The sequence below is a fragment of the Methylorubrum extorquens genome, from assembly GCF_024169925.1.
GTDB classification, from domain to species: domain Bacteria; phylum Pseudomonadota; class Alphaproteobacteria; order Rhizobiales; family Beijerinckiaceae; genus Methylobacterium; species Methylobacterium extorquens_A.
Window position 1 is genome coordinate 2,366,620 of sequence record NZ_JALJXF010000001.1, and the last position, 25,683, is coordinate 2,392,302.

The following is a 25,683-nucleotide window of genomic DNA, read 5'->3' on the forward strand; positions in this document are numbered from 1 at the left end:
GCGCTCATTCACCAACGGAGATTGGCGTCACTCCTCACGTCGGATGCGAAGCCGATCGACCGTGAGTTCGCCGATCTCCAGGCGGCCAAACCGGGCTCGCTCGACCGAAAGCTGCCCGATCGCAAAAGCGCCGACGCCCAGCGCACCAACGGCGAGGCTCCGACCGCACCTCGCCTGATCGCTGCCGCTCGGGCCGCTACGGAAGTCCGCAGATCGGTCGATCGCTTTCTGATCATCGCGTTGCAGACCTTTTGCTCAGATTGGATCCTGGCACACTGCGCGGGGTTGGCGAGGGGCTGGGATCGCCCATGGCGCAAGCCTATCCCGCGTTGCACAGCGCGGCCAGCGCAGCGTGCGGGAGACTTGCCGGAAGCTCTCTCCCCGGCTACTCACACCCAGGGCTTCTATGGGGATTTCGGTAGAGCAATCTGTCGCCGGAGCCCGGAGGCAAGTCCAAGTATCTGATCGGAAACGGTTAGGGCCTGTAGCTCAATGGTTAGAGCCGACCGCTCATAACGGTCTGGCCCCATCCACGCCGCCCTAGGGGAAACGCCTCTTCCAGCCATTCGCGGGACCGATTGCGGGACCGGATGACGTGTTTAGGCCCCACTCGGACGGGGTCCGGCGGGGTGGTCGGCGATGCGGGATGCCGGCTCGCAGCCGGCCCTTGGGGCATCACGGGACCAGCCTGCCACCGCACCCGTGTCCCGTTCCAGGCCACGCGGGCCACCCGGAATTTTTCGGGAGTCATCCACTCACTTGATCGCACCGGCCCGGCCGAGGTGGCATCCTCCGGGGCGGAGGTATCCAATGTCAGACTCGATCTCGCCCCTTCGCCAGGCCGTCCTCACGGCCTACGCGTTCCACCTCGGCTACACGGTCGAGCCGGTTTCCTGGGAGGGCACCTGGGAGGACGAGCTTGCCGAGGGATGGGTCTGGCGCGCCTCGGATGGGTTCAGCCATCATGACACCGTGGAGGCCCTCGTCAGCGGTTTTCCCGTGCTGCCCGACGACCTGTTTCGGGAGCTCGATGCGACCTGCCCGTGGGGTGATCCCGTCCGATAGGCGCGATCCGCTTAACCGTTCGGAAACGCGGGCGCGTCAGACTCAACGGATGCGCCCGACGAACACTCCCGAGAGCCACCTCCGCGGGCTCAACGACCTCCTCCTAGTGGTCGAAATCTGACGCTTGGTACCCGCCGCGAGGGGCTGCTTCCGACCCAACTACGCCGTAAGAGCAAGCCAACGTATCTCTTGAAAGCAGACGTTGCAGTCGATCTCGCCGTGCGAGGGCATGATCTCGGATCTCCGCCTTTCAGAGTGGTGACGCCGCCGCATCATTCCTCTGACTGCTCCTGGGTGACGGCCGTATGCCGTGGTTGAGGACGAGTCGGCGGTCACGCTGACGTCACCAATCTTTTTCGTGTGTCAGTGGAATAGACGCGCCCGTTCGGCATCTCTCCCGATGCGGTCATGGTCGACCGCCGGAGACCTCACTCATGCACACCATGCTGATCCGCGCTGCCTTTGCGGCCTTCGCCTTCTCCGCCGTCGCCGCCCAGGCCGCTGCGCCTGCGATGACGGCCGAGACTGCCAAGGGGCCGGCGCTCGTCGATTCCAAGAGCATGACCCTCTACACCTTCGACAAGGACATGGGCGGCAAGTCGATGTGCAACGGCCCCTGCGCCGCCAACTGGCCGGCACTGATGGCCGCCTCCGGCTCGGCTGCTAGTGGCGACTGGACGATGGTGACGCGGGACGACGGGACGATGCAGTGGGCCTACAAGGGCAAGCCGCTCTACACCTTCGCCAAGGATACGAAGCCCGGCGACATCACCGGCGACGGATTCCTCAACGGCGCGTGGCACATCGCCAAGCCCTGATCGGTAAAGCCTCGTGGACGAGATCGCCGCCCTCATCGAACCGCAGATCCCAGCGTTGCGGCGCTACGCAGTCGCACTGTTGCGGGACCGCGAAGCGGCGGATGACCTCGTCCAGGACACCCTGGAGCGGGCGTTGTCCGGCTGGTCCGGACGTCGCCGCGACGGCGACCTGCGAGCCTGGCTGTTCACGATCGAGCGCAACCTGTTCCTCGGCACTGTTCGACGCCGGGGCCGGCGCGGCATCGATGTCGGCGCTGAGGCTTTGGAGCAGGTGCCCGATCCGGGTGCCGACCCCGAGGCCGTTATGGGGGCACGCGACGTGCTCGCCGGACTCGACGCCCTGCCCGAGGAGCAGCGCTCAGTGCTACTGCTCGTCGCGGTCGAGGATCTGTCTTATGCGGAAGCGGCGCAGGTGCTCGGAGTACCGCTGGGCACGGTGATGTCGCGGTTAAGCCGAGCGCGGGAGCGGATGCGAAGTTTTCTGGAAACGGGCCGAACCGGCTTGTTGAGGAGGGTGAAATGAGCGGGGATCCGCGCCCGGTCGGCGAGGACGACCTGCACGGCCTGATCGACGGTCATCTTGAACCGGAGCGGCAGGCGCTGGTCGAGGCATGGCTCAGGGGAAACCCCGCGCGGGCGGCCGAGGTCTCGGCGGATCGCGCCCTGCGCGAGCGCTTGCGTACCCGCCTCGCGCCGATTGCCGAGGAGGCGATCCCGGCGCGGCTCCGGGTGGCCAACATCCGCTCGCGACATAGCCCAATAACCGGGCGCTGGCTTCCGGTCGCGGCTGCGGCCGTGTTCTGCCTCGCGGTCGGCGGTGCCGCCGGCTGGTTCGGCCATGCCGCGCGGCAGGTACCCACGGTCACGCTCGCGCGAACCGAGCCGGCGACCGACGACGCAGTGGCGGCCTTCCGCACCTACGTGGTCGAGGCGGTGCATCCTGTGGAGGTGCGCGCCGACGAGAAGCCGCACCTTGTGACGTGGCTCTCGAAGCGCCTCGGCCGGGCGGTGACCACCCCCGACCTCACGGCCTACGGCTTCCGCCTGATGGGCGGGCGGTTGTTGCCCGCTGGGTCCGAATCCGCAGCGATGCTGATGTACGACGACGACCACGGCACCCGGCTGACGCTCTACAGCCGCGTGGGCGATGCGGATGGCCGCACAGTGTTCCGCTTCGCCCGCGAGGGCGACGTCGCCGCTTTCTCCTGGGTCGATGGCGGCATGTCCTACGTCGTCACCGGTCGGACCGACGAGGCCCGGCTGTTGACCGTCGCGCAGGCGGTTGATGCGCAGGTCCGCGGCCTCGCGCCGGATAGGCTGCAGCCGTGACCCTCGACCAGCTTCGCATCTTCGTGGCGGTGGCCGAGCGGCAGCACGTGACCCGAGCCGCCGAGGCGCTGAACCTCGTCCAATCGGCGGTCAGCACGGCGATCGCCAATATCGAGGGGCGTCACGCCACCAAGTTGTTCCACCGGGTCGGCCGCGGGATCGAGCTGACCGAGGCGGGGCGCACGTTCCTTGTCGAGGCCCGTGCCGTGCTCGCCCGGGCGGAGGCCGCCGAACTGGTGCTCGCAGACCTCAGCGGCATGCGACGAGGGACGTTGGCGCTTTACGCCAGCCAGACCATCGCCAGCGACTGGCTGCCGCGCCATCTCGTTGCCTTTCGCCGGGCCTACCCCGAGATCGCTATCCGGCTGGCGGTGGGCAACACCACCGACGCCGCCGACGCGGTGCGCGCGGGGCAGGCCGAACTCGGCTTTGTCGAGGGGGCGCTGGACGACCCGACGCTCGCGAGCACGACCATCGCGCGAGACCAGCTTGTCCTCGTAGTCGCTCCTGGCCATCCCTTCGCCGGGGCTACTGCCCTCGAACCCAAGGAGCTCGCAACGGCCAATTGGGTGCTGCGCGAGGCGGGATCGGGAACCCGCTCGGCTTTCGAGGCGGCGCTGACGGACGCCGGCCTCGCTGCGGCTCAACTCCAAGTCACACTCGAATTGCCCTCGAACGAGGCGGTCCGCGCCGCCGTCGAGGCCGGGGGCGGGGCCGCCGTGCTGTCCGAGACCGTGGTCGCCGCAGCGCTTCGAGCCGGGACCCTGGTACGGGCGGCGTTCGACTTACCGAGCCGGCCGTTCCGGGTACTGCGCCACAAGGAGCGCTACCGCAGCCGGGCCGCCGACGCGCTGCTCGATTTGATCGCAACGGCGGATGCCGAATGAGCGAGCCCGCGAAACCCGTTCCCCCCGACGACCCGCGGGTCAGGCTCGCCGAGGACCGCACGGTGCTGGCAGCCGAGCGCACCTTCGTGGCGTGGCTTCGCACCGGGCTCGCCTTCCTCGGCGTCGGCCTAGCCGCGCAGCGCTTCCTGCGAGAGGTGCTGGCGGTCTGGCCACTGAAGGTGCTGTCGCTCACGCTGATCGCCTGTGCGCTCGCCTCGTTCGCCGGCGCCGCATGGCGGGACCGAGCGATCCGGGCGCGACTCGCCCATGCCGAGATCCCGATGATGCCGCGCCTCCTCACCGTCGGGATCGCGGCCCTGCTGATTGCGATCTCGGGCCTCGCTGCCACCGCCCTGCTCTGGGCGTGACGGTCAGGCCACCGTGACCCGCACCCGGTGCCAGGCGGCGCTGAGGTAGCCCTTGTAGTTCCAGGTGTCGTCCGGCGCCGCAGGCTGGGTCTGGCCGGCGGAATCCCAGGCCCGTACCGCGAGTTCGTGCTCGCCGGTCGTCAGCTCGCGCTCGATCTCCCAGAACGTCCAGGCGTAGGGTGCGTCGGCGTCGCGGTCGATCCGGGCCTGCGCCCAGCTGCGACCGCCATCCGTCGAGACATCGACGCGGGCGACCGCGCGGTCACTGGCGATGGCGTAGCCGCGGATCGCGTGCCGGCCGGCCTTCAACGCCGCGCCGCGGGCGGGCTCGCAGATCGCGCTGTTGAGCGGCATCGCCTCGATGGTGATGCCGTGGGCGGGGTCCGCGGTCTCGGCGGTCACGTCGGGCGGAAACAGCTTGTAGTCGTCGGCCTGCATCGGGTTGTTGGAGGGGTGATCCTGCACCGTGATGCGGGCGAGCCACTTCGGGCTGCGGATGCCGGCAAAGCCCGGCACCACAACACGCAGCGGGTGACCGTGCTCGGGGGCGAGAGGCTCGCCGTTCATCGCGAAGGCGAGCAGCGTCTCGGGGGCGAGAGCCTTGGCGAGCGGGATCGAGGCGCCGAAGCGCGTGTCCGTATGGGCGATCCGGTCGTGGCTCTCGAAGGCGACGTGACGTGCGCCCCCCGCGTCGAGGCCGGCCGCGCGCAGCACCTCGGCGAGGCGCACCCCGGTCCATTCCGCGTTGCCGATGGCGCCGGGCGCCCACGGGTCGCCGGAGACCGGCGCCACTGCCAGCATGTCGGCCCGGCGGTTGCCGGCGCATTGCATCACCGCCGTGACGGTGACGGGCGCGAAGCGTTCCTTGAGATCGGCGAGCGAGAGGTCGAGCGACGTCGCGACCATCCCGTCGATAATCAGGCGGTAGCTGTCGGCGTCGAGGTCCGGGATGTCACCGTGGCTGCGGACGTAGAAGTCGGCCTGATCAGTCAGGAAGGCCGCGCGCAGGCGATCGAGCGGCGGCTCGGCGTTGTAGGGCGCCTTTCCGTGGACGATGAGGCGGTCCTTGCGCTGGAACAGGCCGAGCATGGGGTCTTTGTCCTGCGTTCGTGACGTGTCGACGACGAGAACGCGCCGGGAGCCGAGAAGGCACCCGGCGCGCGTTGCCTCAGGGCTTCATGGTCGAGATGACCGCGTTCTTCGCCCGGTCCACCACGGCGACGCTAAGGTCGCGGTTGAGGACGTAGGCGTGGGCGTTGTCGGCCGAGAACGCGATCGCTTGGCGCGGCTCGTTCAGGCCGGTCACCGTGGCGACGACCTTGAGGGTGCCGGTGTCGATCACCGAGAGCGAGTTGTCCTTGAGGTTGCCCGAATAGACGAAGTGCCCGTCCGGGGTCAGCGCGGCGCCGTAGGGGTCCTTGCCCACTGCCACCTCGGAGGTGACCTTACGAGCGGCGACATCGACCACGCCGATGGTGTTGCGGCCGCTGTTGGCGGCAAACAGCGTCTTACCGTCCTTGGTGATCGAGATGGCGCGCAGCTTGTCGAACCCGGCGATCTCGCCGGTGATCTTGTTGGTGGCGGTATCGACCAACGTGATCTTGTCGCCGAGGAAGTTCGTCACGAACACGGTCTTGCCGTCCGGCGACAACTTCACGCCCTGGCGCGGCTGCGCGAAGCCGGGGATCACAGCCTCGGCGAGCATGGTCTTGGTGTCGAACACGGTCAGCGTGCTCGCGGCCTCGTTATTGACGTAGAGCTTGGTCCCGTCGGCCGAGAGCACCGTGCCGAACGCGCCGGGGCCCGCGGCGAGAACGCCGGCTTCCTTGCCGGTGGCGGTCTCGTAGACCGTGATCCGGCCGGTGCCGCTGTCGGAGACGTAGAAGCGGGCGCCGTCCGGCGCGAACACGATGTTGCGCGGGGTCACGAAGCCGTCGAGGCGGCGCAGCACCGTGCCCTTGGCGACGTCGTAGACGATGACGGCGCTCTCTTCGCTGTTCGACACAGCGGCGACCGTACCGGCGGCGTTCAGCGCCAGCGCGTTGTTCTTGATCGCCCCGTCGAAACCGGCGGCGAACCCGGGCTGGCCCTGGGCGAGGAGCAAGGCGGCTCCGGCGACGAGGGCGCGCAGGCTGGTGCGGATATGGGTCATGAAGCGTGTCTCTCGGGCATGCGCGCTCGTTCGGCGGCCAGGGGCCGGCCGTGAGGGCTGGTTCGAAATCGGATTGCGTGATGCGAGACCGGTTTGGCCGTGCATCGCCCTGGGGAGATGCCGGAGGGCGCGGTCTATTCCCCGAGGCCGGCGAAAAAAACGCGGCGGCCTCGGGATACAGGGGTTCAGGGCGCCGGCTTCAACGCCGTGAGGTAGTCGACGATGGTCTGCACGTCGGCCTGATCGACGGGCGCCTTGTAGACGTGGACCATCTTGTTCACGGTCTCGGTCCACTGCGCCTTCGAGAGCTTGGGTTGGGTCAGCACCATCCCGGCCGAGTGGCAGGCGAGGCAGTTGTTGTTGACCACCTCAACCCCCTGCCCGTCCGGGAAGATCCGGTCGGAGGTTGGCATCGCGATGGATTGTGAGGTGAAGCGCATCGGCTCTGGTGCAGGCGCCGCGAGCGCCACCAGGGGAGACAGGGCGAGCGCGGCAATCAGGGCCGCCGGATGGATCGGGTTCATGGCTGGTCTCCTCAAGCGGCCTGGAAGGATACGGTCTCGATGCCGTTCTGCATGAAGCCGTTGGCGTTCCAGACCTGGTCCATGCCCTGGGCGACGCCGTTGGTATTGGTGCAGCGGACCTTGACCGCATGGGTGCCGGCGGCCAGCGCCGGCAGGCTGCCGTCGAAGCGGCGGAAGCTGTAGGGGCCCTCGTCGGCGCCGAGTTGCGCCGGAAACCACGTCGCCCCGCCGTCTCCGGAGAACTCGACCGCCTTTACCCCGCAATCGCCGCCGAAAGCGATGCCGCGGATGGCCACCGGCGTTCCAGCCGCCACCTTTGCACCTTCGGTCAAATTGGTGACGAAGGAGCGTGGCACCATCCTGTTGATCGGCACCGTCTTGAAGCCGGTCTGGCCGGGCTTGATGTTGGCGCCCGGCACGTCCGGGATGCGGTAGGCGGTCTTCATCCAGTACCCGTCGTCGGGCTTGTCCAGCACCTCGATGTCGGACAGCATCTTGACCCAGTAGGTCGAGTACCAGCCCGGCACCACGAGGCGGAGGGGGAAACCGTTGAGCAACGGGAGCTGCTCGCCGTTCATCGCGTAGGCGATCATCACCTCACCATTGTTGGCGTGGTCGAGATCGAGCGACTTCTTGAAGTCGGGCGCGTCGTCGACGACCGGCTCGTCGAGGCCGTTGAAGCGCACCTGCACGGCACCGGCCTTCACCCCGGCCTTTTCGAGCACGTCCTTCAGGCGCACCCCGGTCCAGCGGGCGTTGCCCATCGAGCCGTTGGCCCATTGCGCGCCGGGCACCCGCGGCTCGAACAGCCCGCGCGAATTGCCCGAGCACTGGTTCACCGCGGCGATCTCGAAGCGCGGCAGGCCGGCGATGGCGTCGAGCGAGAGCGAGAGTTCCTTCTCGACGTGGCCGTGGACCTTGAGCCGGAAGGTGCCGGCATCGACTTCGGTCGGGATCGAGGCCCAGTGCCAACGGACGTAGAAGCGGTCGTTGGGCGTGAACACGCCCTCGTCGAACACCGAGAACGGCGTCTCCAGCAGCGGCGGATGGGTGCGCTGAAGGATCATCTCGGCCTTGCCCGGAAAGGCGGTGGTTAGCGCCCGCTCGTCCGGGCCGCCGGGCAGCGGAAGCTTCACCGAGCCCGCGGCCCAGGCCGGCATCGCGGCGGCGAGGCTGCCGACCCCTAGGCCACCCAGGACGAGGCGGCGGTTCAACGGTTCGTGCAGATGGCGCATGATGTCTCCCTGGAATCGTTTGTTGGGCCGCGTCGGCCGGTCGCTAGATCTCGGTGTCGCCGTCGGCGGACGGCATTGGCGTCGGTCGGGACGGTTCGGTCTCGCCGCCGGAAACTCTGGTCATCGATCCATGTCATCCCGGCAAAGAGGCGTCTTCCCCGTAAAGGAGATGCTACAGCGAGACGATTATTCCATCCAATGATTGTTTGAGATTTCAACGATCTCCGATTGCGATCATCCGAAGATTTCCGATCTCCGATCAATGGCGGGCGGGCGGGTCAGATGATCGTCAGCCAGACGGTGCCCACGGCGGCGACGGTCAGGGCGACCGTCCAGAACAGGACCCAGCGCATGTGACCGCTGGTCTCGCCCTGCCGGGCCTCGTCGGTGGTCTCGAAGGTGGGTCGGGTCATGATGGATCTCCCTGCCATTCGGGTGGTCGAAGGCTTCACGCGCCGCCGGACGGATGCCCGGCGGCCAAGGGGGCGCTGTCAGCGTCCGATCAGTTCCCGCGCCGGGCCGCCGGTCTCCTGGCCGCGGCCACGGGCGTAGGCCGGGAGCGCCGGGTTCTTGGCGTTGGCGCCATCGGCGTCGCCGTAGATCGGTGCGGATGGGCTGGTGATGGAGCGGGCCTGCGGAGCGCGGAGGCCCTGGGCCTGCGAGAGGCCCGTCATGCCGAAAAGGGCGGAGGCGGCGAGGGCGACGGCAGCGATCGTACGGGTCATGGTCGATATCCTTCTGGTGGGGTCGTCACGTCGGTTCGTGATGACAAGAAGGTAGCGGCCGACAACCATTCATACTAATGGTTTGATTAGCTAGTTTTAATCTATTGTTTCGATGATTAAGCACCACTTGCGAGCTGCTGTCTATCGCGGCGGCGCGCGATGCGGGGTCGTGCTAGAGCCGGTGCGTTGACCCTCCGAGCCCTGAGAGCGCCCCGTGTCCGAATCCAGTCTGCTGGCGATCAGCACAGGCCTAAAGCCGCTCTCGCGCCTCCAGCATCCGCGGGACGTGATCCGACAATTCACGCCGAACTGGTTCACCGTGGTGATGGGCACTGGCGTGGTCGCCTTGGCCCTCGACCGTCTGCCGGAGACGCATGCCCTGCTGGCCCCTGTGCCGCTCGGGCTCTGGCTCGCCTCCGTCGTGCTTTTCGCCACCTTCTGCCTAGTCTACGGCGCGCGCTGGATCTTCTACTTCGACGGCGCCCGACGGATCTTCGGACACTCGACGGTGTCGATGTTCTTCGGGGCGATCCCGATGGCACTGGCGACGCTTCTGAACGGGCTGCTGATATTCGGTCCGCCCTATCTCGGCGCAGAGACCGTCCGAATCGCACTGCCGCTGTGGTGGTTCGACGTGGCGCTCGCTCTGATCTGTGCTGTCGCGATCCCCTACCTGATGTTCACCCGTCAGGAGCACCGCATCGACCAGATGACGGCCGTATGGCTGCTGCCAGTGGTGACAGCCGAGGTCGTCGCCGTCTCCGGTGGCCTGCTCGCTCCAGCCTTGAGCGGCGAGAGCCAACAACTCGCCGTCATCGTCACGAGCTTCGTACTCTGGGGCGTCTCGGTCCCGCTGGCGCTGAGCATCCTGGCGATCCTGGTGCTGCGCATGGCGCTGCACAACTTGCCACCGCGTGAGATGGCCGCATCGAGCTGGCTCTCCCTCGGTCCGCTCGGAACCGGGGCGCTCGGCCTGCTCGTGCTGGGGCAGGCCGGTGGCCCGATCCTCGCGGCAGGCGGTTTTGCCGGCGCGCCCGAGATCCTCAGGATCACGGGCCTGATCGGCGCGCTGATCCTCTGGGGCTACGGCGCCTGGTGGTTTCTGCTCTCGCTCGCCGTCACCGTGCGCTACCTACGCGCCGGCGTTCCGTTCAACCTCGGCTGGTGGGGCTACATCTTCCCGCTCGGCGTCTATGCCCTGGCCACCCTGCGGATCGGCGAAGCGACGGCACTCAGCGGGTTCGCCTGGCTCGGAGCGGGCCTCGTCGGCCTGCTGACCCTACTCTGGCTGATCGTGTCCGTGCGCACGTTGCGCGGGGCCTATCGCGGGGAGCTCTTCGTCTCGCCCTGCCTCGCCGGGGCCTGACCCGGCCTCGGGCGCATCCGATCGGTTCAAGCGAGGCCCAGCACGCGGATCAGACCGAGGCTGACGGCGCCGAGTGCGACGAGCGAGGCGACCACCGCCAGGGTCACCCGTGCTCCGGCCTTAGCGACGCTGCGCACATCGACCCCGAGACCGAGCGCCGCCATCGAAACCACGGTCATCACGTTGGCAGTCTCCGACATCGGCGCGAGCGCGACCTGCGGGACCAGCCCGGCCGAGCGAAGGCCCGCGAGCGCCAGGAAGGCGAGGATGAACCACGGCACCAGGCGGTGGATCGCGAGGCCGGCGCGAGCAGGGCGGTCGCCGGCGGTGACGCCGGGGGCGGCCTCGTCGGTCTCCTCGCGCAGCCGGCTTGCGCCGAGCGAGAGCATCAGGACGACCGGGCCTAGCATCAGCACCCGGACGAGCTTCACCAGGGTTCCGACCTGGACGCTGAGCGCCGCGACCGGCGCGGTGGCGGCGAGGACCTGCGGAACAGCGTAGACGGTGAGGCCGGCGAGCACGCCGTACTGCATCGGCGACAGACCGAGCAGCGGCACCAGCAGCGGCAGGCCGAGCACCACCAGCACGCCCAGCACCGCGGTGAAGGCGATGGAGGCGGCGACGTCCTCGCCATCGGCGCCGATCACCGGTGCCGTGGCCGCGATCGCCGAGTTGCCGCAGATCGAGTTCCCGCAGGCCACGAGGATCGCCATGCGCGGATGCAGCCCGAGCGCTCGGCCGATGCCGTAACTCGACAGGATCGCCACGACGACGACGCCCGCGATGCCGAAGAGCAGGCCCGGTCCGGCGGCGAGGATCGTCGCGAGGCTGAGCGACGCGCCGAGCAGTACGACCGCGATCTCCAGCACGGTCTTGGCCCCGAAGGCGATGCCGGGAAAGAAACGCTGCGACGGGGTCCAGGCGGTGCGGATCGCGCTCCCGAGCAGGATCGCCAGCACCAAGGCTTCGAGCCAAGCGCGACCGAACAGGTGCGTCTCGACGGCTTCGAAGCCGATCGCTGCGGCGGTGACCGCCACACAGAGGCCCAGTCCCGGAAGGATGGCTCTCGTGCCGGCCAAGGCACGCGTCGAACGAGAGTGGGAGAAAAGTCTGGGCGCGGACATGGATGGCTCCGAAGTGATGCCGGAGGATCCCAGGTCCCGTTCATTCACTCCAACGGAATGATTGGATGCTTTTCATCACTGAAATAGATGATCAGGCCCCCTTCAGAGTTTGCGGAGACGCATTGTGGGGGGCCGACAGGCGGATTCATCCGTCGATCCAGCGGGCCGTGATCGTCGTGTCCGCAGCAAGCTCATAGATCCTGACGGAGCCCGTCGCGAGTTCGAGGTACTCGACCTCCGCGGGGCTCAGGTCTTCAAGCGCCATGACAAGCGCCCGCAGGCAATTGCCGTGGGCAACGACGAGCACGTCTCCGCCCATGACCGCCGGCAGGATGGTTCGGAGGTAGCATGGGACGATGCGGGCGACGGTATCGCGCAGGCTCTCACCGTTCGGCGGCGCCTCGGCGTAGGAGCGGCGCCAGGTCTCGATCCGCTCCGCCCCCCAGCGCGCATCGGCGGCGATCTTGTCGAGCCCGCTGAGGTCGCCGTAGTCTCGCTCGTCGAGCGCGGCGAAGCGTTGGGGGACCAATCCGGGTTGCCCGAGCGCATCGAGAATAAGCCGGCCGCTCACGACGGCCCGCGTCAGCGTCGAGGTGAAGGCAGCGGAAAAGCGCCAGCTGCGCTCGGCCAAACGCCGCCCGGCTGCCTCGGCTTCCATCCGGCCCTGCTCGGTCAAGGGCGAGTCCAGCAATCCCGTGAACAGGCCGGATCGGTTGGCTACGCTCTGGCCATGCCGGACCAGCACGAGATGTCGCGTGACCGGGGCTTTGCAATCGTGAATCACGCTGTCTCCCGAGGCAGAGCGCTTTCGTGCCGGTCGCATCGCCTCTGATGATGTCGGCATCCGACTTCAACGAACTTCGACCCTGCGATGGGTTGGACCGTCCATCCGGAGTCGGCAGGTCATCTTAGGTCCGCTTAAGAACGTCTTGCGACCGAAAGCAGCCAAGCTGCTTCCCACCCAACGCGGTCATTCGGCTACCGACCCGTTGCGGACTTCGCAGGTGGGTACCAAGCGTCAGATTAGGACCACTAGACGCGCTGGAGATGCCCGGCATCGACGAGGCCCGTAAGGCCTTGCTCCTTCAGATGCGGAGATGGACCGCCGACGTCACGGTGCCGTACACCGGAGCGAACCGGCAACTGAACGCCCTGGAGGCCGAGATCAGGGCGATCCGGGCATTCGTCGACGTGGACCGCCGCATCCGCCAGTCCAATCCCGTCGCGCTGCAGGAGCGGTTCCCAGGCACCGGCATGTACCGCACGTCAGCGCAGGCGCCCGAGATCCCGGACGCCTGAGTTCGATCAGGCCGCGGCCCGCTTGTCGTCGCCGTGGACCTCGCACATGGCCTGAGCCTCGGCTTGGGACGTGCACCGGACGTACGTCGACCTGGCGTCAATCGTCCGCCCCGTGTCCCGGGATTGAGCGAGCACCGCCTTCCCGTTCACGACGGCGACGCCGACCTGGAACTTGGCCCGCGAATCCGGCCAGACCGCGTACGTCATGTCCGCGTCCGAGAATGCGGACTTCAGCCACTTCGTCGGATCGGCCTTGGCCGCCATGGCCTTGTCCATGCTGGCGTTGGCGCGGTCTATGTATTCCTTGGTCTCCGCGGCGGTGAGCTTGTCGTCGATCCGGATCATGGTGGCTCCTCCCATTCTGATGATTGGGGCAGGATGCCGGGCGGGGATTACCGAGAGGCGAACGGCCAAGCTCGACCCGCCGGCGTGGTCACCGACCGATGAGCAGGACCGCTCGAATGCGACGGGACGGGCCAGGACCTCCCCCTGTCGGCTCCGCACGGCCTCTCGATTGGGGGGTCATACGACGGGCCGTCGCTATTCCCCGCAACGGCTACGCCGTCGTCCACTCCGTTCCCGCCTTCGGTGCGGGTCGCTCCCGGCCGTCTCCAGGCCTCCCCACGAGGCCGCGCTGGGCGGCCAACGGGAGAGCACCATGGCCTTCGACGTCCACCACGCAGTCACCGACAAGATTATCGCGACCATGGAGGCCGGCGAGGCCGGACAGTGGACCTGCCCCTGGCACCGCACCGGCGGAGGCCTCCCCCGCAACGCCCTGACCGGGAAGGCCTACCGCGGGATCAACACCCTCAGCCTCTGGGTCGGCGCGCAGGCCGCCGGTTATTCGGACGACCGCTGGGCCACCTACAAGCAATGGGCGGAGCTCGGGACCCAGGTGAAGCGAGGCGAGCGCAGCACCCTGGTGGTCTTCTTCAAGGAGTACGAGGCCGCCGACGGCGAGGACCGGAAGCGGTTCGTGGCCCGGGCCAGCTACGCCTTCAACGCCTCCCAGGTGGAGGGCGCGCCCGAGGCCGGAGAGCCCCACCCGGCGAGCGAGTGGACCATCCCGGACGTGTTCGACGGGTTCGTCCAGCGCACCGGCGCACGGATCACGCACGGCGGGGACGCCGCCTTCTACCAGCCCTCCGAGGACCGGATCGTCCTCCCCCGCCGGGAACGGTTCGCCACCTCGCAGGGGTACGCGAGCACCGCCGCCCACGAGCTCGTCCACTGGTCCGGGGCCAAGGGCCGCCTCGACCGGGACCTGACCGGAAGGTTTAAGACGCAGGCCTACGCCGCCGAGGAACTCATCGCCGAACTCGGAAGCGCGTTCCTGCTGGCCGAGATGGGCCTGGAGGCCGAGCCGCACCCGACCCACGCCAGCTACCTGGCATCCTGGCTCAAGCTTCTCCGGAGCGACCCGAAGGCGATCTTCACCGCGGCGAGCGCGGCCTCCCGGGCGGCGGGGTTCCTGACCTCCCTCCAGGCCGAGATGGCGGAGGCGGCCTAGCCGTCTCCCGAAATCCGCGGGGCGCCCGATTCGCGCCCCGCGAAGACCTGGTACCGATCATCAATTGGAGACCGCCATGCGCAGCGCCATCATCCTCATCCTCCTCGCGACGCCGGCCGCGGCCGCGCCCGAGTACCCCGTCCAACACACGACCGCCGAATATCTGGCGGCCTACGGGAAGGCGCGCGCCTACGCCCAGGCGCACTCGCCGCTGAAGGCCCGGCCCATCTGTCGGAAGGCGATCGGGCGGCGTTCGTCCATGGTCGTGGAGCAGCGGTGCCGGGACGTCGCCGCGGGAACGCGGACGAACTGCACGACGCGCGACTGGTGCGTGGCCATGCTCGACAACTTGGCGAGGCACTGCCATTTCTGGCGGGGCGACGTCCCGTGCGTCCACCCCGAGGACGGCGGGTCGATCAGGAACCCGCCGCCTACGCCCCGTCCCTGACGTCCGTGATCGCGGACGCCGCTTTGGCGATCAGGCGCAGCCGCATCGAGTCTGCCCGCCTGGCGACGCGCTCGACGTCCGACATCATGGCCTCGATGGCCGCCCGGGCCCGCGCATCGTCCGCCAGATCGAGGGCGGCCGCCAGGTTCCGACGGGCCGCCCGGCTCTGAGACGCGGCCTTGCCCAGGGCGAGGCCGGCCTCGGAGGTATCCTCGCCCCGGCGCCTCATGCTGGGTTCAGGCGGTCGCGCAGGTGAAAGCAGTGGGCCTCCGATCCCGTCGGGACCCTGCGCCGGTTCGGGCCCGGAGCGTGCCGAACGGTCTTCGCGGGCACCCGCAGCAGGGGTGTCTGATCCACCTTCGCGCCGGTGCGGAGCGCTTCGAGACGGGCCAGCATCCTCAGCTTGTTCGCGGCTCGGATGGCTTCGAGCGTCATCCTCCCCCTCATCGGGCAAGCTCCTTCAGGATCGATGCACGCTCTCCCCGGTGCCGACGGCGCGCCCGGCGGGACAGCCCCGGGGGGCGCTTGGCGAGTTCGACGAACCGCGCGAAGAGTTCAACCGGCATGGGCTGGAGCGTTACCGCGGGGACGATCATCGCCTGTCGGGACGGCGTGAGGCGGAAGCGCGTCTCGGTGTAGATCCGGATGCCGGGACCTTCCGATACGCCCGGGTAGAGGTCGCGGAACAAGGGCGGCAGGTAGACATCCCCGTCCAGGATCGGGTTGTAGGGGCGTTCGATCATGCCCGCCTCCGCCTTCATGACGCGCCTCCAACCAGACTCGCGATGTTGGCCCGCATCCGGTCCGGGTCGACGTCGGTTCGGAAGATCCCCTCGACCGGGGCCGCGTCGAACCCGGCCTGGTAGATCGCCTCCAGGTCGGCGCCCCTGGCAAAACCGGCATCGCGTAGCACCTGCAGGGCCGGCGCCGGAGGCCAGGAGTTTCTGACCTGGTTTGCCTCGAAAGCTGCCTCGACCACCTGGAGGTCGGTCATCGAGCGCAGGTCGGCTAGCCGATCCTCCGCCTTCATGATGCCGTCCCCGCCCTGAGAGCTATGTGTCGGATGCGGGCCGGTCCGTCCGTCGCGGCGAGGACGACACCATGCTCGTCCTTCGCCTCCCAGGGCAGGTAGGCCCGGTACTTTGCCATCCTCAACGCGCGGGCCGTGACGGCGCCGACGTCGTCGGCATATCTCCAGGAAACTTGGAAGGGCTGCCCGTTGACGATGAGATCGATGGTGCGCTCGTCCGCCGGGATGCGGTCCGTCAGGGCGACGTCGCCGTTGGCCAGCGCCAGCGCCGCGTCGGCGATCCTCGCCCCGAGGTCGGACTGGGCGAAGGTCGCGATGACCTCATCCATGTCCTCGTCGTCCGAATGCACCAAGTGCCGGACGACGGCGTCCTGATCCTTCAACTGCTCCCAGTCCGTAAGCCGGTAATCCATGACCGAATCGATCCCCTGTTGAACACCTGGAGATCGTCCCGCCCGGAGACGCGAGCCACCAGGGCCGCGGCCCTTCCGTGCATTGATAATCGAGGATTTCGTGATCCCCGACAGGGCGTTGAGCGCGTCCCGCGAGGATGTCAGCACCTGTGCGCACGACGTCAGCACGCGTTTCGAGAGGGGCAAGCTTGGCTGTGGCGAAATGAATCAGGCGGTGCGGTCGATTTAGGACGCTGCGACCAGGCGAGCGGGAAGGCCGAGTGCTTTCATCCTAATGGCGGCGCAACGACCCCCCGCTCGCCATGGAGATCGACACCGTGTTCCAGAGCCTGCTCGTCTCCCTCCTCGCGCTCTTCGGCTTCGCGCCGGCGACGTCCCATCCCGCCCGTGTCGGCCCCGGCCCGACCGGGCGCCGTCATGCCGTTCTGCCAGCCCCCAAGGTGACCAGTGCGACAGCGACTGGTCCCGGTCCCGGCGGACGGAGGCATGCGATCCACCGCACCCCGTCTCCCCGCGTTGCGCAGCCCGTTGTGCAGCCCGTTGCGCAGGCTACCCGGCTCGTTGTGCAGCCCGGGGCGGCACGCGAGACGGCGCATCAGATGGGCGTCAGGACGACTGGCCTGGTCCGCAAGATCCCCGCGGGTCGCGCCGTGCGCTACTTGCAGCACGAGGCCTGTTGCGCACCGTCCGATGTCGGCCTGCCCGGCGTCACCCGCGCCGAAGTCGAGCTCGCCCTCGGGCCAGATCTCCATTCGTACGTCGCACTGTGCCTCCGGGAGCGGCAGCCCCTCCCAAGCATCAGCCCGGCGCTCGAACACCAGAACGACGCCGTTTACCGCGTCCGCCTGAGACGGGCGATGCTGGATGACGTCGAACTCTGGGAATCGACCGCTATTGCCCGAGACCGCCAGCGTGCCGAGGCTCAGGAGGCTGGGATCGCCCCGCCGGACGCGTTGCGCATCCCCGCCGAAGTCGAAGCCGTCATCGCCCGGAAGGCCGCCGCCGCCGCCGCCCTGCTCAAGAGGCGGTCGGAGAGTGCGGGGGGCGCCACCGGGAAAGGAGGCGCGAACGTGGTTCGCCTCCCCTCGGCCGAGGTCGCAAAGGCGGAGGAAGCCCCGTCCGTCCCCGCTGGCCCCAAGTGAAGAAGTATTCCGCCATGACCACTATCGACGTTGCGCACGACACGTTGTGCAGTCAGACGGAAAGTAGAGTTGAGCCAGCCATGGGTGCACAACAGTGTGCCCCCAGCACCCCCGTCCCGGCGGTGGCTTCCCAGTGGCTCCGCCCCGTGGACCCCTCAGCCAAGAGGCCTCCGGCAAGGCGGCTTCCTCCGACGCCGACGGTGCGGACCGCCCTTGGGCAGGTGTTGGGCATCCGCCTGACGCCAGACCTGAGAGCCCGCGTCGCCGAGGCGGCCACGGCGTCCGGTTCCTCGGACAGCGCATGGCTCCGGCAAGTCGCCCTCGATGCCCTCGGCGTCGAGAGCCCCGAGGATGCAGCCTCAGGCCGGCGCGTCCGGGTCGCACCGGAGGACCAGGCGGCCCTGGCAGGGGTCATCCGCGAGATCGGCGAGGCCACGCTGTCGGCGCAAGCCGGGAGAACCTCCGAGGCCGTCGAGGCCTTGGAGCGGGCGCGGCAGGTCCTCGTTCCGGTCGTGATCGGCTTCGAGCGGAGGGCGCCATGAGCGTGCGCAACACGCTGGACCGGGAGCTTCGCCATGGCGGTCGCCTTCCGGCTCACGTCCGCCGTCGCGAGGCCCGGCGTCTCGCGGCCGCCCTTGCAGCCGCCGGATACGGTCGCCCGTCATTCGAGCTCCCTGGCGACTCACAGGCAACTCGTGCGGCTTTTCAGGGCGCGTCCATCGCCGTCGCCGTCCTGAACACCGGACGCGAGATCGGTCGGGCCATCGACAGCCTCTTCGGGAGGCGCGCGTGATCAGCGGCGCCATGCGCGGCAAGGGGCTCGGAGACGCCCTCGCCAAGCACCTGCTCAAGGCCGAGAACGACGAGGTCATCTTCCTCGCCCCGCGGGGCCTTGGTTCGCCCGACTTGATCGGCCAGATCAGAGAGCTCGTCGCTTTAAGCTTGGGGGGCCGCACCGACCAGCCGATCTATCACGCGCACGTGGACCCCGAGATCGAAATCTCGGACAACGCGGGCGCGCGCCGGAGGTGGTGGGCTCTCTTCGAGAGGGAATTCCGCCTCGCGTCGCAGCCCTATTGCGGGGCCGTCCATGTCAAATACGGAAGGGAGCACGAACACCGCGTGTACGGCCTCGTCCGCCGGGACGGGGGCGTCGTCGACCTGGCATGGGACTACGCGAGGAGGGAGAAGGTCTCTCGAATCGTCGAGTACGAGTACGGGCTGGCGCCCGTTCCCTCCAAGCATGCCCGCGCAATCGCCCGGGCCCTCCGCGAGGAGGGACGCGCCGACGTCGCCGACTGGCTTGAGGCCGCCGGAATGCTCGACATCGAGCGCCCTGTGGCGCCCCTCAGCCCGCAGGAGCGCCTCATTGAGGAGCGCACCGGCATCGCGCTGGCGTCTGTCCGGGCGGCCGCCCTTTCCGCCTGGCACGCATCGGAGGATGGCGAAGGCCTCCGGGACGCGCTGCGCGAGCGGGGCCTCCGGCTCCATGCCGGGAGATCCGGGCCTGTCGTCTTCGACGAGGCTGGCCAGGCGCGCTTGCTCACCCGGCTGATCGGAGCGGCGAGCAAGGCTGCCGACGGCCAAAGAGTTCCGGCGGCCGCCGTCCGGGCGCGCCTCGAAGACGTGTCCCTCACGCAGGCAGGAGAACAGGCCGATGGACGAGATCATGGAAAGGCTGTCCGCGCAGGAGCGACTGCTGCAGGCGATCCTGTCGGCTTTGGCTCCGTCGGGGGAGCCGGAGGGGCCGGGTCTGGAGGATCTGATCGAGGCCCTGCAATCCCTGACGACGGCGGTCGAAATGCAGGGCGAGGAGATCCGCTGCCTGCGATCCGTCGTCTCCAGGGCCTAGGGCTCGTCGACTTGCGGGCCCTTGCGCGTCGCCTTCGAGCGTTCGATCAGCGCCGCCTGGCGCTCCTTGATATGGAGCGCAAGCGCCTCGGCAATGGCCTGGCCACGACGGACATGTGGGGCGTTGGGCGCCTTTAGGGGCTCCTTCGCCGGTGGCAGGCGCCCCGCGATCCGCAGGGCGTCCGACATCTCGGACTCATGCGCTTCGGCGGCGTCGCGCATGTATTCGAGATGGTCCGGCGACGGCCGAGGCTTGTCCTCCGGGTTCCCGAGCGCACGCCACCGCAGGAGAGTGCGCTCGGAAACACCCAAGGCGTCAGCGGCGCGTACGATCCAGTTCTGGCCGAAGGTCACTTTGGCGAGCAGCACGATCTGCGCGATGACGGGCATCTTCGGCCGCCATCGGGCGCCCGACGTCCGAGGTGCCGGACGCTGGGGGATCTCATGCTCCGGCACGTCATCGATATTGAGGGACGGCCGGAGCGCCCTCAGTCCGGCCGGTGGGGGCGCCGCGGCCGGCGGATGCGCCTCCAAGTACGCGACCAGGTCGACCTGCCGGGGGTCGACTTTGCGCTCGCGAGGCGGTCCGAAGAGCGGCGGAAGGCGCTTGCGCTTGGGAATGGGGAGCCACCTGGGGATGATCACGGCGTCACATCCCCATCGAGGGGGCGTTGTTTTCCTCGGGCTCAGGCTCCGCATCCGGCACGAGCTCGGCATCCGCCGCGATGCGCGCAGCGGCCCGCCTTTCGAGGCCGTTGGCGACCTTCCGAAGCTCGCCGGCATTGGCGAGGAGCTCCGAGATACGCGCATTGAGGACAGTCAGCAGGGCGGCCTCGACCCATTCAGGGACCGGGCGGATCTCGGCGATCCAGTGCGATATCTGAGGCCCTCGGACCGAGCGGCCCGTGGCCTGTGACAGGGCCGCCGCCAAGGGGGCGATCCACCTCTCGCCGTATGCGCGCGGCCCCACGTAGGACACGAGCCACCGGCGCGCTTGCTGTTCTCTAGTTGAGGACATCGGTCGATCCCTTCGGTGTTGCGAGGCCGATCTGGAGTCTGGCGCGGCGTAGCTGCACGAGGGCGCGCTCGCGGTTGAGGAGCGCGCCGTTCTCAGTGACGGATGGGTCGTCGAGGGGCACTAGAATGGCGCCCTCGGGAAGAGGCTGCTGAGCAGGCGGGGTGGAGCGGCGGTAGACGATGGGCACCGCGGGCTCCTGATCAGGCGGCTCGACGGGCGTCGACGAGGGGGTAGGCGTTGACCATGGCGCCGTTGGCGACGGTCGCCGCGCTGCCGTATCGGGTACCGTCCTCGCTCGCCGCCAGCACCTCGCAGGTGCCCCGGTAGCGGGACAGAAGCTCGATGCAGTGGGCCGCGTCGCCCAGGTGCAGATCGGAGCCATCGGCGAGCGCCTTGATGCAGGCCTTGGTGGCCTTAGACAGTTCCGCGGCGTCGAACGGCAGGCCGGGGGTCAGCATCTCCAGTTCGCCGAGGTTGGCGATCAGGTTCTCGCGCAGGGCGGCGACGTTGTAGGTCTTGGCGGACATGGCGGTGGTCCTGGTAGTGCCCGCAGGGATCGGGCGGGTGTGGCGGCCCTCATCGAGACGTCCCTCGGGGCGTCCGGAGGAGGGCCGAGGCGCGTGGCCCCGGCGTTCCGCTCAGCGCTTGACGTGCGCGGCAAGGGCCTCGCGATGCATGGCGATGTGCACGCCGGCGTCGATGATAAGCGGGCGGTCGCGCATGAACAGGGCGACGTCGTAGGCCTCGCGAATGCTGTCCGCGAAGTATGCGGTCCCCTCGTCACCGAGGACACGGCGGGGATCGTTGCTGCGATAGTCGAGCCGGTACTGGTCCATGCCGAGCGGAGCGCACGTGATGTCCATCTGGCGGATCTGGGCGATGGCCTCGGCCCTGGTGAGGTACTCGTCCGCGGCGGGGATGAAAGTCTTAGTGGCCATGTCGGGTGCCTCTAATGGTGGGAATCAAATGATATGCGGACGGGAACGATCAGAACATAATTTCAGCCCCAATCCGGTGCAAGAGAGTGGGATCGATTTAATTACCATGCCTCGAAGAAAGTCGGTGCGTCGAGGCCGGCGTGGGGTTCGCGTTCAGGCGGTCCGAGTTAGGATGCGGGGTATTTAGAACGCGCGCGAGGAGGCCGACATGCTGCAGGGACGGGGGCTCGACTACGAGTCGATGGGGATGGCCATGGGCTACGCCCGGGACGTCCGGCTGATCAAGGCTCAAGCGACCGGGACCATCGAGGAGTGCAACCGGCAGATCTGCATCGGGAACGCCGCGTTGCGCGGCCGGACGGCCCAGGTCCATGCGCTCGTCGCGGCGCTGGAGAAGGCCTGCCCCGGGCATCCCCTCGTCGCCGAGACGGGGCGCATCTTCAGAGACGGGACGGCCGAGGTCGGCATCCGGCGGGTCTACTACGAGGCACATGACGAGAAGGCCCGGCGGGAGGGCGTGCCCCTGTGCGAACGCGCCCTGACGCGGGAGGAGTATGCGGTTCGGGCGGAGGCGGAGGTCCTGAGGACGCCCGTCGAGATCCGCGGCTGGTTTTTCAGCCGGTGGTACTGGCGGGGCGAGCAACACAGGACGAAGGCCGGCGCCGAGCGTGCCCGGGCGGCCGAGGCGGCCCAGGCACGGGCGGAGGTCCTGGCAGCATGAGACGGGTCGTCATCCTCGCGGCCGCGCTGGCGGTCTTCTCAGCGGCATCAGCCCAGACAGGTCCGAGATCCGCCCCGCCTCCCTACTCGACGGGCGACCAGTGGCCCCGCGCCGGGGACCGCTTCTACTATGCCGTACAGACTCCCGCGGGGCCGGGTCGGACGCGTTACACCTACGTCGACGCCGTCCCGGACGGGCATGCCGGCTGGACGGTGACGGTGGCCTGCGGGGAGCACGACGCCCGGACGGGACGGGAGACGTCGCGCCACGTCGCAAGGGGAACCGCTGGGCGGGGGCGGATGCCGGCCATCGGCGGGGCGGCCGCCTTCCCGGACGGGACGAGGCTGTCCTTCCTGATCGGCCAGGAACCGGGGTCCGACGCCCTCGACCTCACGTCCGAGTTCACGGACGCCCGCTGCGCCTCGGGCCTGGGGCAGATCTCAACCGGGGACTGAGGCCGCGCCCCGGGCGGCCATTGCGGCCGCGAATGCCACCTTGCCTTGCTCGGCGGCCCGGTGGCGGATCGCCTGATGGCGGGCGCGGACGCCGTCGGCGAGATCCTGCTCGCCGGCCGCGGCCAGGACGTCGGCCGCCGTGCGCAGCGCCATCTCCCTCGCCCACGCCATCGTCCCGGCGCTGGGCGCGCCCTCGCCGATGCGCCAGCGTGAAAGTTTACGCGGGTTCTCGCCGATGCGGTCGGCGATCTTGCCTTCCCAATGTTGGCCGTGGATCGCCCGGCCGATGCGGGCAAGGGCGGCGTAGGAAGGCGCCTCATCGAGGACGGGGCCGCCATTCCCGCCGGACGGCTGGGACTGGGCGGGGATGAGGTCGGTGTCGGTGTCGGTGGTGACTTCGGCCACGGCGGGCCTCCTGGATCGAGGGGCACGGGGCCGGCCGCGCTGGGGGCGGGCCGGCCTATCGGAAGCGGGGGAGAATTAGGTTCGCTTTACTTGCACGGCCTCAGAGGCCGGGGAACGAGCCCTGCTTGGCGGCGACGGCGGCCTGGAGGGCGATGGTCTTACCGGGACCGATGGCCCACCGCTGGCGGAGCCAAGCCAGCCCGCTCCGGGTCACCATCGTCTGGGGGCTCGTGCCATGGTAGCCGTTGGGCTTCAGCTTGACCTTGAGGTGCCCGTCTTTCCTGAGGTCCGCCCGGGGCTGTAAGAATCCGTCGGCGTCGAAGCAGTACCGCTTGTCGCGGAGCCAGGCGAAGAAGAGCTTCTCCGGCGCCCCGATCACGCGAGCCGCCGTCGAGAGGTGGCAGAGGCCGTCGTCGTCGAGGAAGGCGAGGTAGGCGTCGATCATCGGCTTGGCCGCCTCGATCTCGCCCTTGGCGACTACGAGCTCGGCCGCCCGCTCCTGGGTCAACTGGAGCAGCTGCAGGGCGATGGTCTGCATCTGACCGATGTCCCGGACGTCGATCTGCACCGGCGCCGAGGCGGAGCGGCGGCTGAGCTCCTTCTCCATGGCGTTGAATGCGGCGATGTAGTCGCGCTTCCACTGGTGCGCCCGCTCGCCGGTGAACCCGAAGACGACGAGGGCGAATGCGTCCCGGTCGAGACGGTAGGACATGACGTCCCGCTTGGCGCCGTTGCCCGTTGCGACCGCCTCGAACGTCGGCACGATTTCGTGCCCAAGCATTTCGGGGCTGCGGGCCAGGGCGGTGCGAACCGCGACCAGTACCGACTTGTGGGCCTTGGAGAAGTAGGCCGCGATGTCGTGGGTGTCCGCCCTCGCCGTGCCGTCGATGATGGCGACCACGGGACGGGGGGGCTGGCTCGTGTTAACTCTCGTGACGGCGTTGGACACGGTGTGCTCCGGTCTGACGTTAGGCCGCCGTCGGGTGTTTCCCGCACTCGCCGGTGGCCAACCCTTCAGCGGGTCACACCCCAAAGTACCGATTCGTTTACCAACGAATAGGGAATTCGCCGAAAAATCGGCGGCGGGGATTGACGCCAAGGGTGTCGCCTCAACCGCCCCTCCTCACAATCTGAGTACCTCCAAGGCTACGCGCCGTGCGCGTCCCCTTCCGCCGGGTCGGGAACGCATCCCTGCCCGAGGGCGGCCGCGGCGAGGATCACGTAAACGGCGAGGTAGGCGGTCCCCTCGCGAGTGTCCGGTTTCCCGGACATTACGGCGTGCGCGGCCCGCAGCGCGTCCCCGGCGAACAGGTTGGCCTCCTCGACGGGAGTCAGGGCCCGGCGGCAGGGGTCAGCCTCGGGCACGGTCGGCCTCCTCGGCGTCGAGGGCACGCACGGCCCGGTCGAGGGTGTCCTCCAGGCGGGCAGGCAGGGGCCGGTCCGGCGGGAGGTCAAGGAACCAGCGCCGGGTTCGGACGAGCTCGCGGGCGGCCTCGACGACTGCGAGGGCGGCCGGGGTCATGCCGCTCTCCACGGCGGCCGACGGGGCGGGTCGGCCAGGCACAGCCCGATCAGCATGCCCACGACGAATGCCACGGTCACGCTCACAGGTGCCTCCGGGGATGGCGGGACGCGGCGCCACGGACGGCGGCGGCGACGGCCTGGGGCGGGACGGCCCCGGGGACGGGTTCGCCCCTCAGGGCCCGGTGGACGTCGGAACCGACGAGGGGCGCCGGGGCGGCGGGGACCGTCATCGCTTCCCCCCGCGGACGATGCCCCTGACCTCGCCGAGCTTGCCGGCGCAGTCGGCGTGGGCGTCGCCTAGATCCTCGACGAACCCGGCGACGTCGCGCTGGGTGCCGCCCTTCCAACGGGGCGCGCCCGAGCATGTGAGCAACGAGTCCGGGAAGCCGGACATGTTCGGCTTCCCGGCATGGCATCCGGAGAGCGAGGCGGCGATCAACACGAGGAGGACGAGGCGGGTCATCGGAACCTCTGCAGCGTCTGCCCGAGGACCGGTGCCACGGGCCCGTCGTCCGAGGCCGGAGCGTTCCCGATCCGGACACGGGCGGCCGCGTTGGCCTTGGCCCGCGTCGCCGCGGCGGCCGAGGTCCGCTCCAGCGCGGCGATGGAGAGCTTCTGCGTCTCGACGGTGGCCTTCGCCGTCGCCAGGTCCCGGCGGGCGGTGTCGATCTCGTCCCGAATTCGGGACACGAAGGCGACGCCGTAGAGGATGACCGCGAGGCAGATGAGGGGCACCGCCAGGCGCGGCAGGTAGGCGAACGCCAGGGCGGCCGCCCCCATGGAGACAAGCGCCGCGATGCCGGGGACCGTCCACACCAGGGCGAGCGCGAGGCCGATCATCGGACAACGCCCGATTCGGACGCGACCGGGACGGCCTGGCGCGCCCAGTCACCGCCCGGGACGTCCTGGATCTCGATGGAGAGGACCTCGGGCAGCCGGCCAGCGATCTCGACGGTCCGGAGCCGGATTGTGCGCCCGGTCGGCCAGGGCTCGCCCAGCGTCCCGTCGCCGCCGAGGATGAAGCGGACGCGCTCCTCGGTCAGGGTCTCTCGGACGGTGGCGGGAGTCTGGGACACGGTCAGTGCCCCTTCTTCGGGTTCAGGCTGGAGGCGACATCCGCGAATGCCTTCCTGACCTCAACGGTGCCCTCGGTGGAGAACATGTAGGTGAAGTTCGGATTGCCTGAGACCTGGATCGGCACTTCGGTGATGGACACGCCCCTGCGGTCGGCATCGGTCCCCGACGAGAGCACCGTCCCGGCCGGGAGCTCGAAGGTCGAACCCGGGGTCAGCGTCAGGGAGTGGATGTCCCGGCACGGGCAGGCCGCGGCCTT

The 25,683-nt window shown here is 69.0% G+C and carries 42 protein-coding genes; 16 read left to right on the top strand and 26 right to left on the bottom strand.

All coding sequences use genetic code 11. From position 1 onward, the window contains the following. Positions 1–810 precede the first annotated feature (810 nt). From J2W78_RS11065 to J2W78_RS11090, 6 genes are all read left to right on the top strand, one after another. The gene (locus tag J2W78_RS11065; protein ID WP_103711628.1) at positions 811–1,065 is read left to right on the top strand and encodes a hypothetical protein; all 255 of its coding nucleotides are present in this window, start codon (positions 811–813) and stop codon (positions 1,063–1,065) included. Positions 1,066–1,499: 434 nt separating this feature from the next. Then, positions 1,500–1,883, top strand: coding sequence for a COG4315 family predicted lipoprotein (locus J2W78_RS11070; protein ID WP_055882999.1), 384 nt, complete (start codon positions 1,500–1,502; stop codon positions 1,881–1,883). A 13-nt stretch (positions 1,884–1,896) separates the two neighbouring features. Then, the gene (locus J2W78_RS11075; protein WP_103711629.1) at positions 1,897–2,406 is read left to right on the top strand and encodes an RNA polymerase sigma factor; all 510 of its coding nucleotides are present in this window, start codon (positions 1,897–1,899) and stop codon (positions 2,404–2,406) included. Then, positions 2,403–3,212, top strand: coding sequence for an anti-sigma factor family protein (locus J2W78_RS11080; RefSeq protein WP_103711630.1), 810 nt, complete (start codon positions 2,403–2,405; stop codon positions 3,210–3,212). Before J2W78_RS11075 ends, J2W78_RS11080 begins: the two co-directional genes overlap by 4 nt. After that, positions 3,209–4,099: a LysR substrate-binding domain-containing protein gene (locus J2W78_RS11085; protein WP_103711631.1), complete on the top strand. Its 891-nt coding sequence runs from the start codon at positions 3,209–3,211 to the stop codon at positions 4,097–4,099. The genes J2W78_RS11080 and J2W78_RS11085 overlap by 4 nt, the downstream gene beginning before the upstream one ends. After that, positions 4,096–4,467, top strand: a complete 372-nt coding sequence (locus tag J2W78_RS11090; protein WP_103711632.1) for a YidH family protein — start codon at positions 4,096–4,098, stop codon at positions 4,465–4,467. Before J2W78_RS11085 ends, J2W78_RS11090 begins: the two co-directional genes overlap by 4 nt. A gap of 3 nt (positions 4,468–4,470) precedes the next feature. Here J2W78_RS11090 and J2W78_RS11095 read toward each other — a convergent pair whose 3' ends face one another. The 6 genes from J2W78_RS11095 to J2W78_RS11115 all read right to left on the bottom strand — a co-directional run bounded on the left by J2W78_RS11095 (position 4,471) and on the right by J2W78_RS11115 (position 9,103). Beyond that, on the bottom strand, positions 4,471–5,556 hold the full coding sequence (locus J2W78_RS11095) for a sulfite oxidase (RefSeq protein WP_103711633.1): 1,086 nt from the start codon (positions 5,554–5,556) through the stop codon (positions 4,471–4,473). A gap of 79 nt (positions 5,557–5,635) precedes the next feature. Further along, positions 5,636–6,619: a beta-propeller fold lactonase family protein gene (locus tag J2W78_RS11100; RefSeq protein WP_103711634.1), complete on the bottom strand. Its 984-nt coding sequence runs from the start codon at positions 6,617–6,619 to the stop codon at positions 5,636–5,638. 185 nt (positions 6,620–6,804) lie between these two features. Then, complete coding sequence (locus tag J2W78_RS11105; RefSeq protein ID WP_103711635.1) at positions 6,805–7,143, bottom strand: c-type cytochrome; 339 nt, start codon at positions 7,141–7,143, stop codon at positions 6,805–6,807. Between the two features lie 11 nt (positions 7,144–7,154). Next, entirely contained in the window at positions 7,155–8,378 is a 1,224-nt protein-coding gene (locus J2W78_RS11110; RefSeq protein ID WP_103711636.1) for a molybdopterin-dependent oxidoreductase, read from the bottom strand. A gap of 278 nt (positions 8,379–8,656) precedes the next feature. Further along, on the bottom strand, positions 8,657–8,791 hold the full coding sequence (locus J2W78_RS24730) for a hypothetical protein (protein WP_274533822.1): 135 nt from the start codon (positions 8,789–8,791) through the stop codon (positions 8,657–8,659). A gap of 78 nt (positions 8,792–8,869) precedes the next feature. Next, positions 8,870–9,103, bottom strand: coding sequence for a hypothetical protein (locus tag J2W78_RS11115; protein WP_103711637.1), 234 nt, complete (start codon positions 9,101–9,103; stop codon positions 8,870–8,872). A gap of 214 nt (positions 9,104–9,317) precedes the next feature. On the opposite strand from J2W78_RS11115, the gene J2W78_RS11120 reads away from it, so the two are divergent. Continuing rightward, positions 9,318–10,469, top strand: coding sequence for a TDT family transporter (locus J2W78_RS11120; RefSeq protein WP_103711638.1), 1,152 nt, complete (start codon positions 9,318–9,320; stop codon positions 10,467–10,469). Between the two features lie 26 nt (positions 10,470–10,495). Here J2W78_RS11120 and J2W78_RS11125 read toward each other — a convergent pair whose 3' ends face one another. Then, positions 10,496–11,593 carry a YeiH family protein gene (locus tag J2W78_RS11125; RefSeq protein WP_056186060.1) on the bottom strand — a complete coding sequence of 366 codons (1,098 nt, stop codon included), beginning with the start codon at positions 11,591–11,593 and terminating at the stop codon, positions 10,496–10,498. Between the two features lie 145 nt (positions 11,594–11,738). Then, positions 11,739–12,377 carry a 2,3-bisphosphoglycerate-dependent phosphoglycerate mutase gene (locus J2W78_RS11130; protein WP_103711639.1) on the bottom strand — a complete coding sequence of 213 codons (639 nt, stop codon included), beginning with the start codon at positions 12,375–12,377 and terminating at the stop codon, positions 11,739–11,741. A gap of 263 nt (positions 12,378–12,640) precedes the next feature. On the opposite strand from J2W78_RS11130, the gene J2W78_RS11135 reads away from it, so the two are divergent. Further along, positions 12,641–12,892, top strand: coding sequence for a hypothetical protein (locus J2W78_RS11135; RefSeq protein WP_103711640.1), 252 nt, complete (start codon positions 12,641–12,643; stop codon positions 12,890–12,892). A gap of 6 nt (positions 12,893–12,898) precedes the next feature. On the opposite strand, the gene J2W78_RS11140 is transcribed toward J2W78_RS11135, so the two are convergent. After that, on the bottom strand, positions 12,899–13,237 hold the full coding sequence (locus tag J2W78_RS11140) for a hypothetical protein (RefSeq protein WP_103711641.1): 339 nt from the start codon (positions 13,235–13,237) through the stop codon (positions 12,899–12,901). A 313-nt stretch (positions 13,238–13,550) separates the two neighbouring features. Between J2W78_RS11140 and J2W78_RS11145 the strand changes: the two genes are divergently transcribed. Next, complete coding sequence (locus J2W78_RS11145) at positions 13,551–14,405, top strand: ArdC family protein (protein WP_103711642.1); 855 nt, start codon at positions 13,551–13,553, stop codon at positions 14,403–14,405. Positions 14,406–14,481: 76 nt separating this feature from the next. Continuing rightward, positions 14,482–14,853: a hypothetical protein gene (locus tag J2W78_RS11150; protein ID WP_146056445.1), complete on the top strand. Its 372-nt coding sequence runs from the start codon at positions 14,482–14,484 to the stop codon at positions 14,851–14,853. Here the strand turns inward: J2W78_RS11150 and J2W78_RS11155 are convergent. From J2W78_RS11155 to J2W78_RS11175, 5 genes are read right to left on the bottom strand one after another with little or no spacing between them, the layout of a single operon-like run. Beyond that, positions 14,837–15,082 carry a hypothetical protein gene (locus J2W78_RS11155; protein WP_103711644.1) on the bottom strand — a complete coding sequence of 82 codons (246 nt, stop codon included), beginning with the start codon at positions 15,080–15,082 and terminating at the stop codon, positions 14,837–14,839. The genes J2W78_RS11150 and J2W78_RS11155 overlap by 17 nt on opposite strands. Next, positions 15,079–15,288, bottom strand: a complete 210-nt coding sequence (locus tag J2W78_RS11160) for a hypothetical protein (protein WP_103711645.1) — start codon at positions 15,286–15,288, stop codon at positions 15,079–15,081. Before J2W78_RS11160 ends, J2W78_RS11155 begins: the two co-directional genes overlap by 4 nt. Positions 15,289–15,296: 8 nt before the next feature. Next, positions 15,297–15,614, bottom strand: a complete 318-nt coding sequence (locus J2W78_RS11165) for a hypothetical protein (protein WP_103711646.1) — start codon at positions 15,612–15,614, stop codon at positions 15,297–15,299. Further along, positions 15,611–15,847, bottom strand: a complete 237-nt coding sequence (locus J2W78_RS11170; protein WP_181017414.1) for a hypothetical protein — start codon at positions 15,845–15,847, stop codon at positions 15,611–15,613. The genes J2W78_RS11165 and J2W78_RS11170 overlap by 4 nt, the downstream gene beginning before the upstream one ends. A gap of 32 nt (positions 15,848–15,879) precedes the next feature. Continuing rightward, a complete protein-coding gene (locus J2W78_RS11175) occupies positions 15,880–16,296 on the bottom strand; it encodes a hypothetical protein (RefSeq protein WP_103711648.1) in 417 nt (138 codons plus the stop codon). Between the two features lie 302 nt (positions 16,297–16,598). Between J2W78_RS11175 and J2W78_RS11180 the strand changes: the two genes are divergently transcribed. The 4 genes from J2W78_RS11180 (at position 16,599) to J2W78_RS11195 (ending at position 19,427) form a co-directional block, all read left to right on the top strand. Next, on the top strand, positions 16,599–17,438 hold the full coding sequence (locus J2W78_RS11180; protein WP_103711649.1) for a hypothetical protein: 840 nt from the start codon (positions 16,599–16,601) through the stop codon (positions 17,436–17,438). Positions 17,439–17,638: 200 nt separating this feature from the next. Beyond that, positions 17,639–17,980 (top strand): hypothetical protein, encoded by a 342-nt coding sequence (locus tag J2W78_RS11185; protein ID WP_245436457.1) that lies wholly within the window; start codon positions 17,639–17,641, stop codon positions 17,978–17,980. Further along, on the top strand, positions 17,977–18,231 hold the full coding sequence (locus J2W78_RS11190; RefSeq protein ID WP_103711651.1) for a hypothetical protein: 255 nt from the start codon (positions 17,977–17,979) through the stop codon (positions 18,229–18,231). The genes J2W78_RS11185 and J2W78_RS11190 overlap by 4 nt, the downstream gene beginning before the upstream one ends. Next, positions 18,228–19,427: a hypothetical protein gene (locus tag J2W78_RS11195; protein ID WP_253370571.1), complete on the top strand. Its 1,200-nt coding sequence runs from the start codon at positions 18,228–18,230 to the stop codon at positions 19,425–19,427. The genes J2W78_RS11190 and J2W78_RS11195 overlap by 4 nt, the downstream gene beginning before the upstream one ends. A 511-nt stretch (positions 19,428–19,938) precedes the next feature. On the opposite strand, the gene J2W78_RS11200 is transcribed toward J2W78_RS11195, so the two are convergent. The 4 genes from J2W78_RS11200 to J2W78_RS11215 all read right to left on the bottom strand — a co-directional run bounded on the left by J2W78_RS11200 (position 19,939) and on the right by J2W78_RS11215 (position 21,245). Next, entirely contained in the window at positions 19,939–20,220 is a 282-nt protein-coding gene (locus J2W78_RS11200) for a hypothetical protein (RefSeq protein ID WP_103711655.1), read from the bottom strand. 73 nt (positions 20,221–20,293) lie between these two features. Further along, a complete protein-coding gene (locus tag J2W78_RS11205; RefSeq protein WP_146056448.1) occupies positions 20,294–20,494 on the bottom strand; it encodes a hypothetical protein in 201 nt (66 codons plus the stop codon). Between the two features lie 13 nt (positions 20,495–20,507). Then, on the bottom strand, positions 20,508–20,834 hold the full coding sequence (locus tag J2W78_RS11210) for a hypothetical protein (RefSeq protein WP_103711656.1): 327 nt from the start codon (positions 20,832–20,834) through the stop codon (positions 20,508–20,510). A 111-nt stretch (positions 20,835–20,945) separates the two neighbouring features. Further along, positions 20,946–21,245 carry a hypothetical protein gene (locus tag J2W78_RS11215; protein WP_103711657.1) on the bottom strand — a complete coding sequence of 100 codons (300 nt, stop codon included), beginning with the start codon at positions 21,243–21,245 and terminating at the stop codon, positions 20,946–20,948. 208 nt (positions 21,246–21,453) lie between these two features. Between J2W78_RS11215 and J2W78_RS11220 the strand changes: the two genes are divergently transcribed. Both J2W78_RS11220 and J2W78_RS11225 read left to right on the top strand, forming a co-directional pair. Beyond that, entirely contained in the window at positions 21,454–21,966 is a 513-nt protein-coding gene (locus J2W78_RS11220; RefSeq protein ID WP_103711658.1) for a hypothetical protein, read from the top strand. After that, positions 21,963–22,421, top strand: coding sequence for a hypothetical protein (locus tag J2W78_RS11225; RefSeq protein ID WP_103711659.1), 459 nt, complete (start codon positions 21,963–21,965; stop codon positions 22,419–22,421). Before J2W78_RS11220 ends, J2W78_RS11225 begins: the two co-directional genes overlap by 4 nt. On the opposite strand, the gene J2W78_RS11230 is transcribed toward J2W78_RS11225, so the two are convergent. The 8 genes from J2W78_RS11230 to J2W78_RS11265 form a co-directional block, all read right to left on the bottom strand. After that, a complete protein-coding gene (locus J2W78_RS11230; RefSeq protein ID WP_103711660.1) occupies positions 22,407–22,826 on the bottom strand; it encodes a hypothetical protein in 420 nt (139 codons plus the stop codon). The genes J2W78_RS11225 and J2W78_RS11230 overlap by 15 nt on opposite strands. A gap of 100 nt (positions 22,827–22,926) precedes the next feature. Beyond that, on the bottom strand, positions 22,927–23,775 hold the full coding sequence (locus tag J2W78_RS11235; protein ID WP_103711661.1) for a Rha family transcriptional regulator: 849 nt from the start codon (positions 23,773–23,775) through the stop codon (positions 22,927–22,929). A 197-nt stretch (positions 23,776–23,972) separates the two neighbouring features. Then, positions 23,973–24,191 carry a hypothetical protein gene (locus tag J2W78_RS11240; RefSeq protein ID WP_103711662.1) on the bottom strand — a complete coding sequence of 73 codons (219 nt, stop codon included), beginning with the start codon at positions 24,189–24,191 and terminating at the stop codon, positions 23,973–23,975. Then, complete coding sequence (locus tag J2W78_RS11245) at positions 24,178–24,348, bottom strand: hypothetical protein (protein WP_181017415.1); 171 nt, start codon at positions 24,346–24,348, stop codon at positions 24,178–24,180. The genes J2W78_RS11240 and J2W78_RS11245 overlap by 14 nt, the downstream gene beginning before the upstream one ends. Positions 24,349–24,576: 228 nt before the next feature. Then, the gene (locus J2W78_RS11250) at positions 24,577–24,813 is read right to left on the bottom strand and encodes a hypothetical protein (RefSeq protein ID WP_103711663.1); all 237 of its coding nucleotides are present in this window, start codon (positions 24,811–24,813) and stop codon (positions 24,577–24,579) included. Then, on the bottom strand, positions 24,810–25,190 hold the full coding sequence (locus J2W78_RS11255; RefSeq protein ID WP_103711664.1) for a hypothetical protein: 381 nt from the start codon (positions 25,188–25,190) through the stop codon (positions 24,810–24,812). Before J2W78_RS11255 ends, J2W78_RS11250 begins: the two co-directional genes overlap by 4 nt. After that, positions 25,187–25,426 carry a hypothetical protein gene (locus tag J2W78_RS11260; protein WP_103711665.1) on the bottom strand — a complete coding sequence of 80 codons (240 nt, stop codon included), beginning with the start codon at positions 25,424–25,426 and terminating at the stop codon, positions 25,187–25,189. Before J2W78_RS11260 ends, J2W78_RS11255 begins: the two co-directional genes overlap by 4 nt. 2 nt (positions 25,427–25,428) lie before the next feature. Then, complete coding sequence (locus tag J2W78_RS11265; RefSeq protein ID WP_181017416.1) at positions 25,429–25,566, bottom strand: hypothetical protein; 138 nt, start codon at positions 25,564–25,566, stop codon at positions 25,429–25,431. Positions 25,567–25,683: the final 117 nt, after the last annotated feature.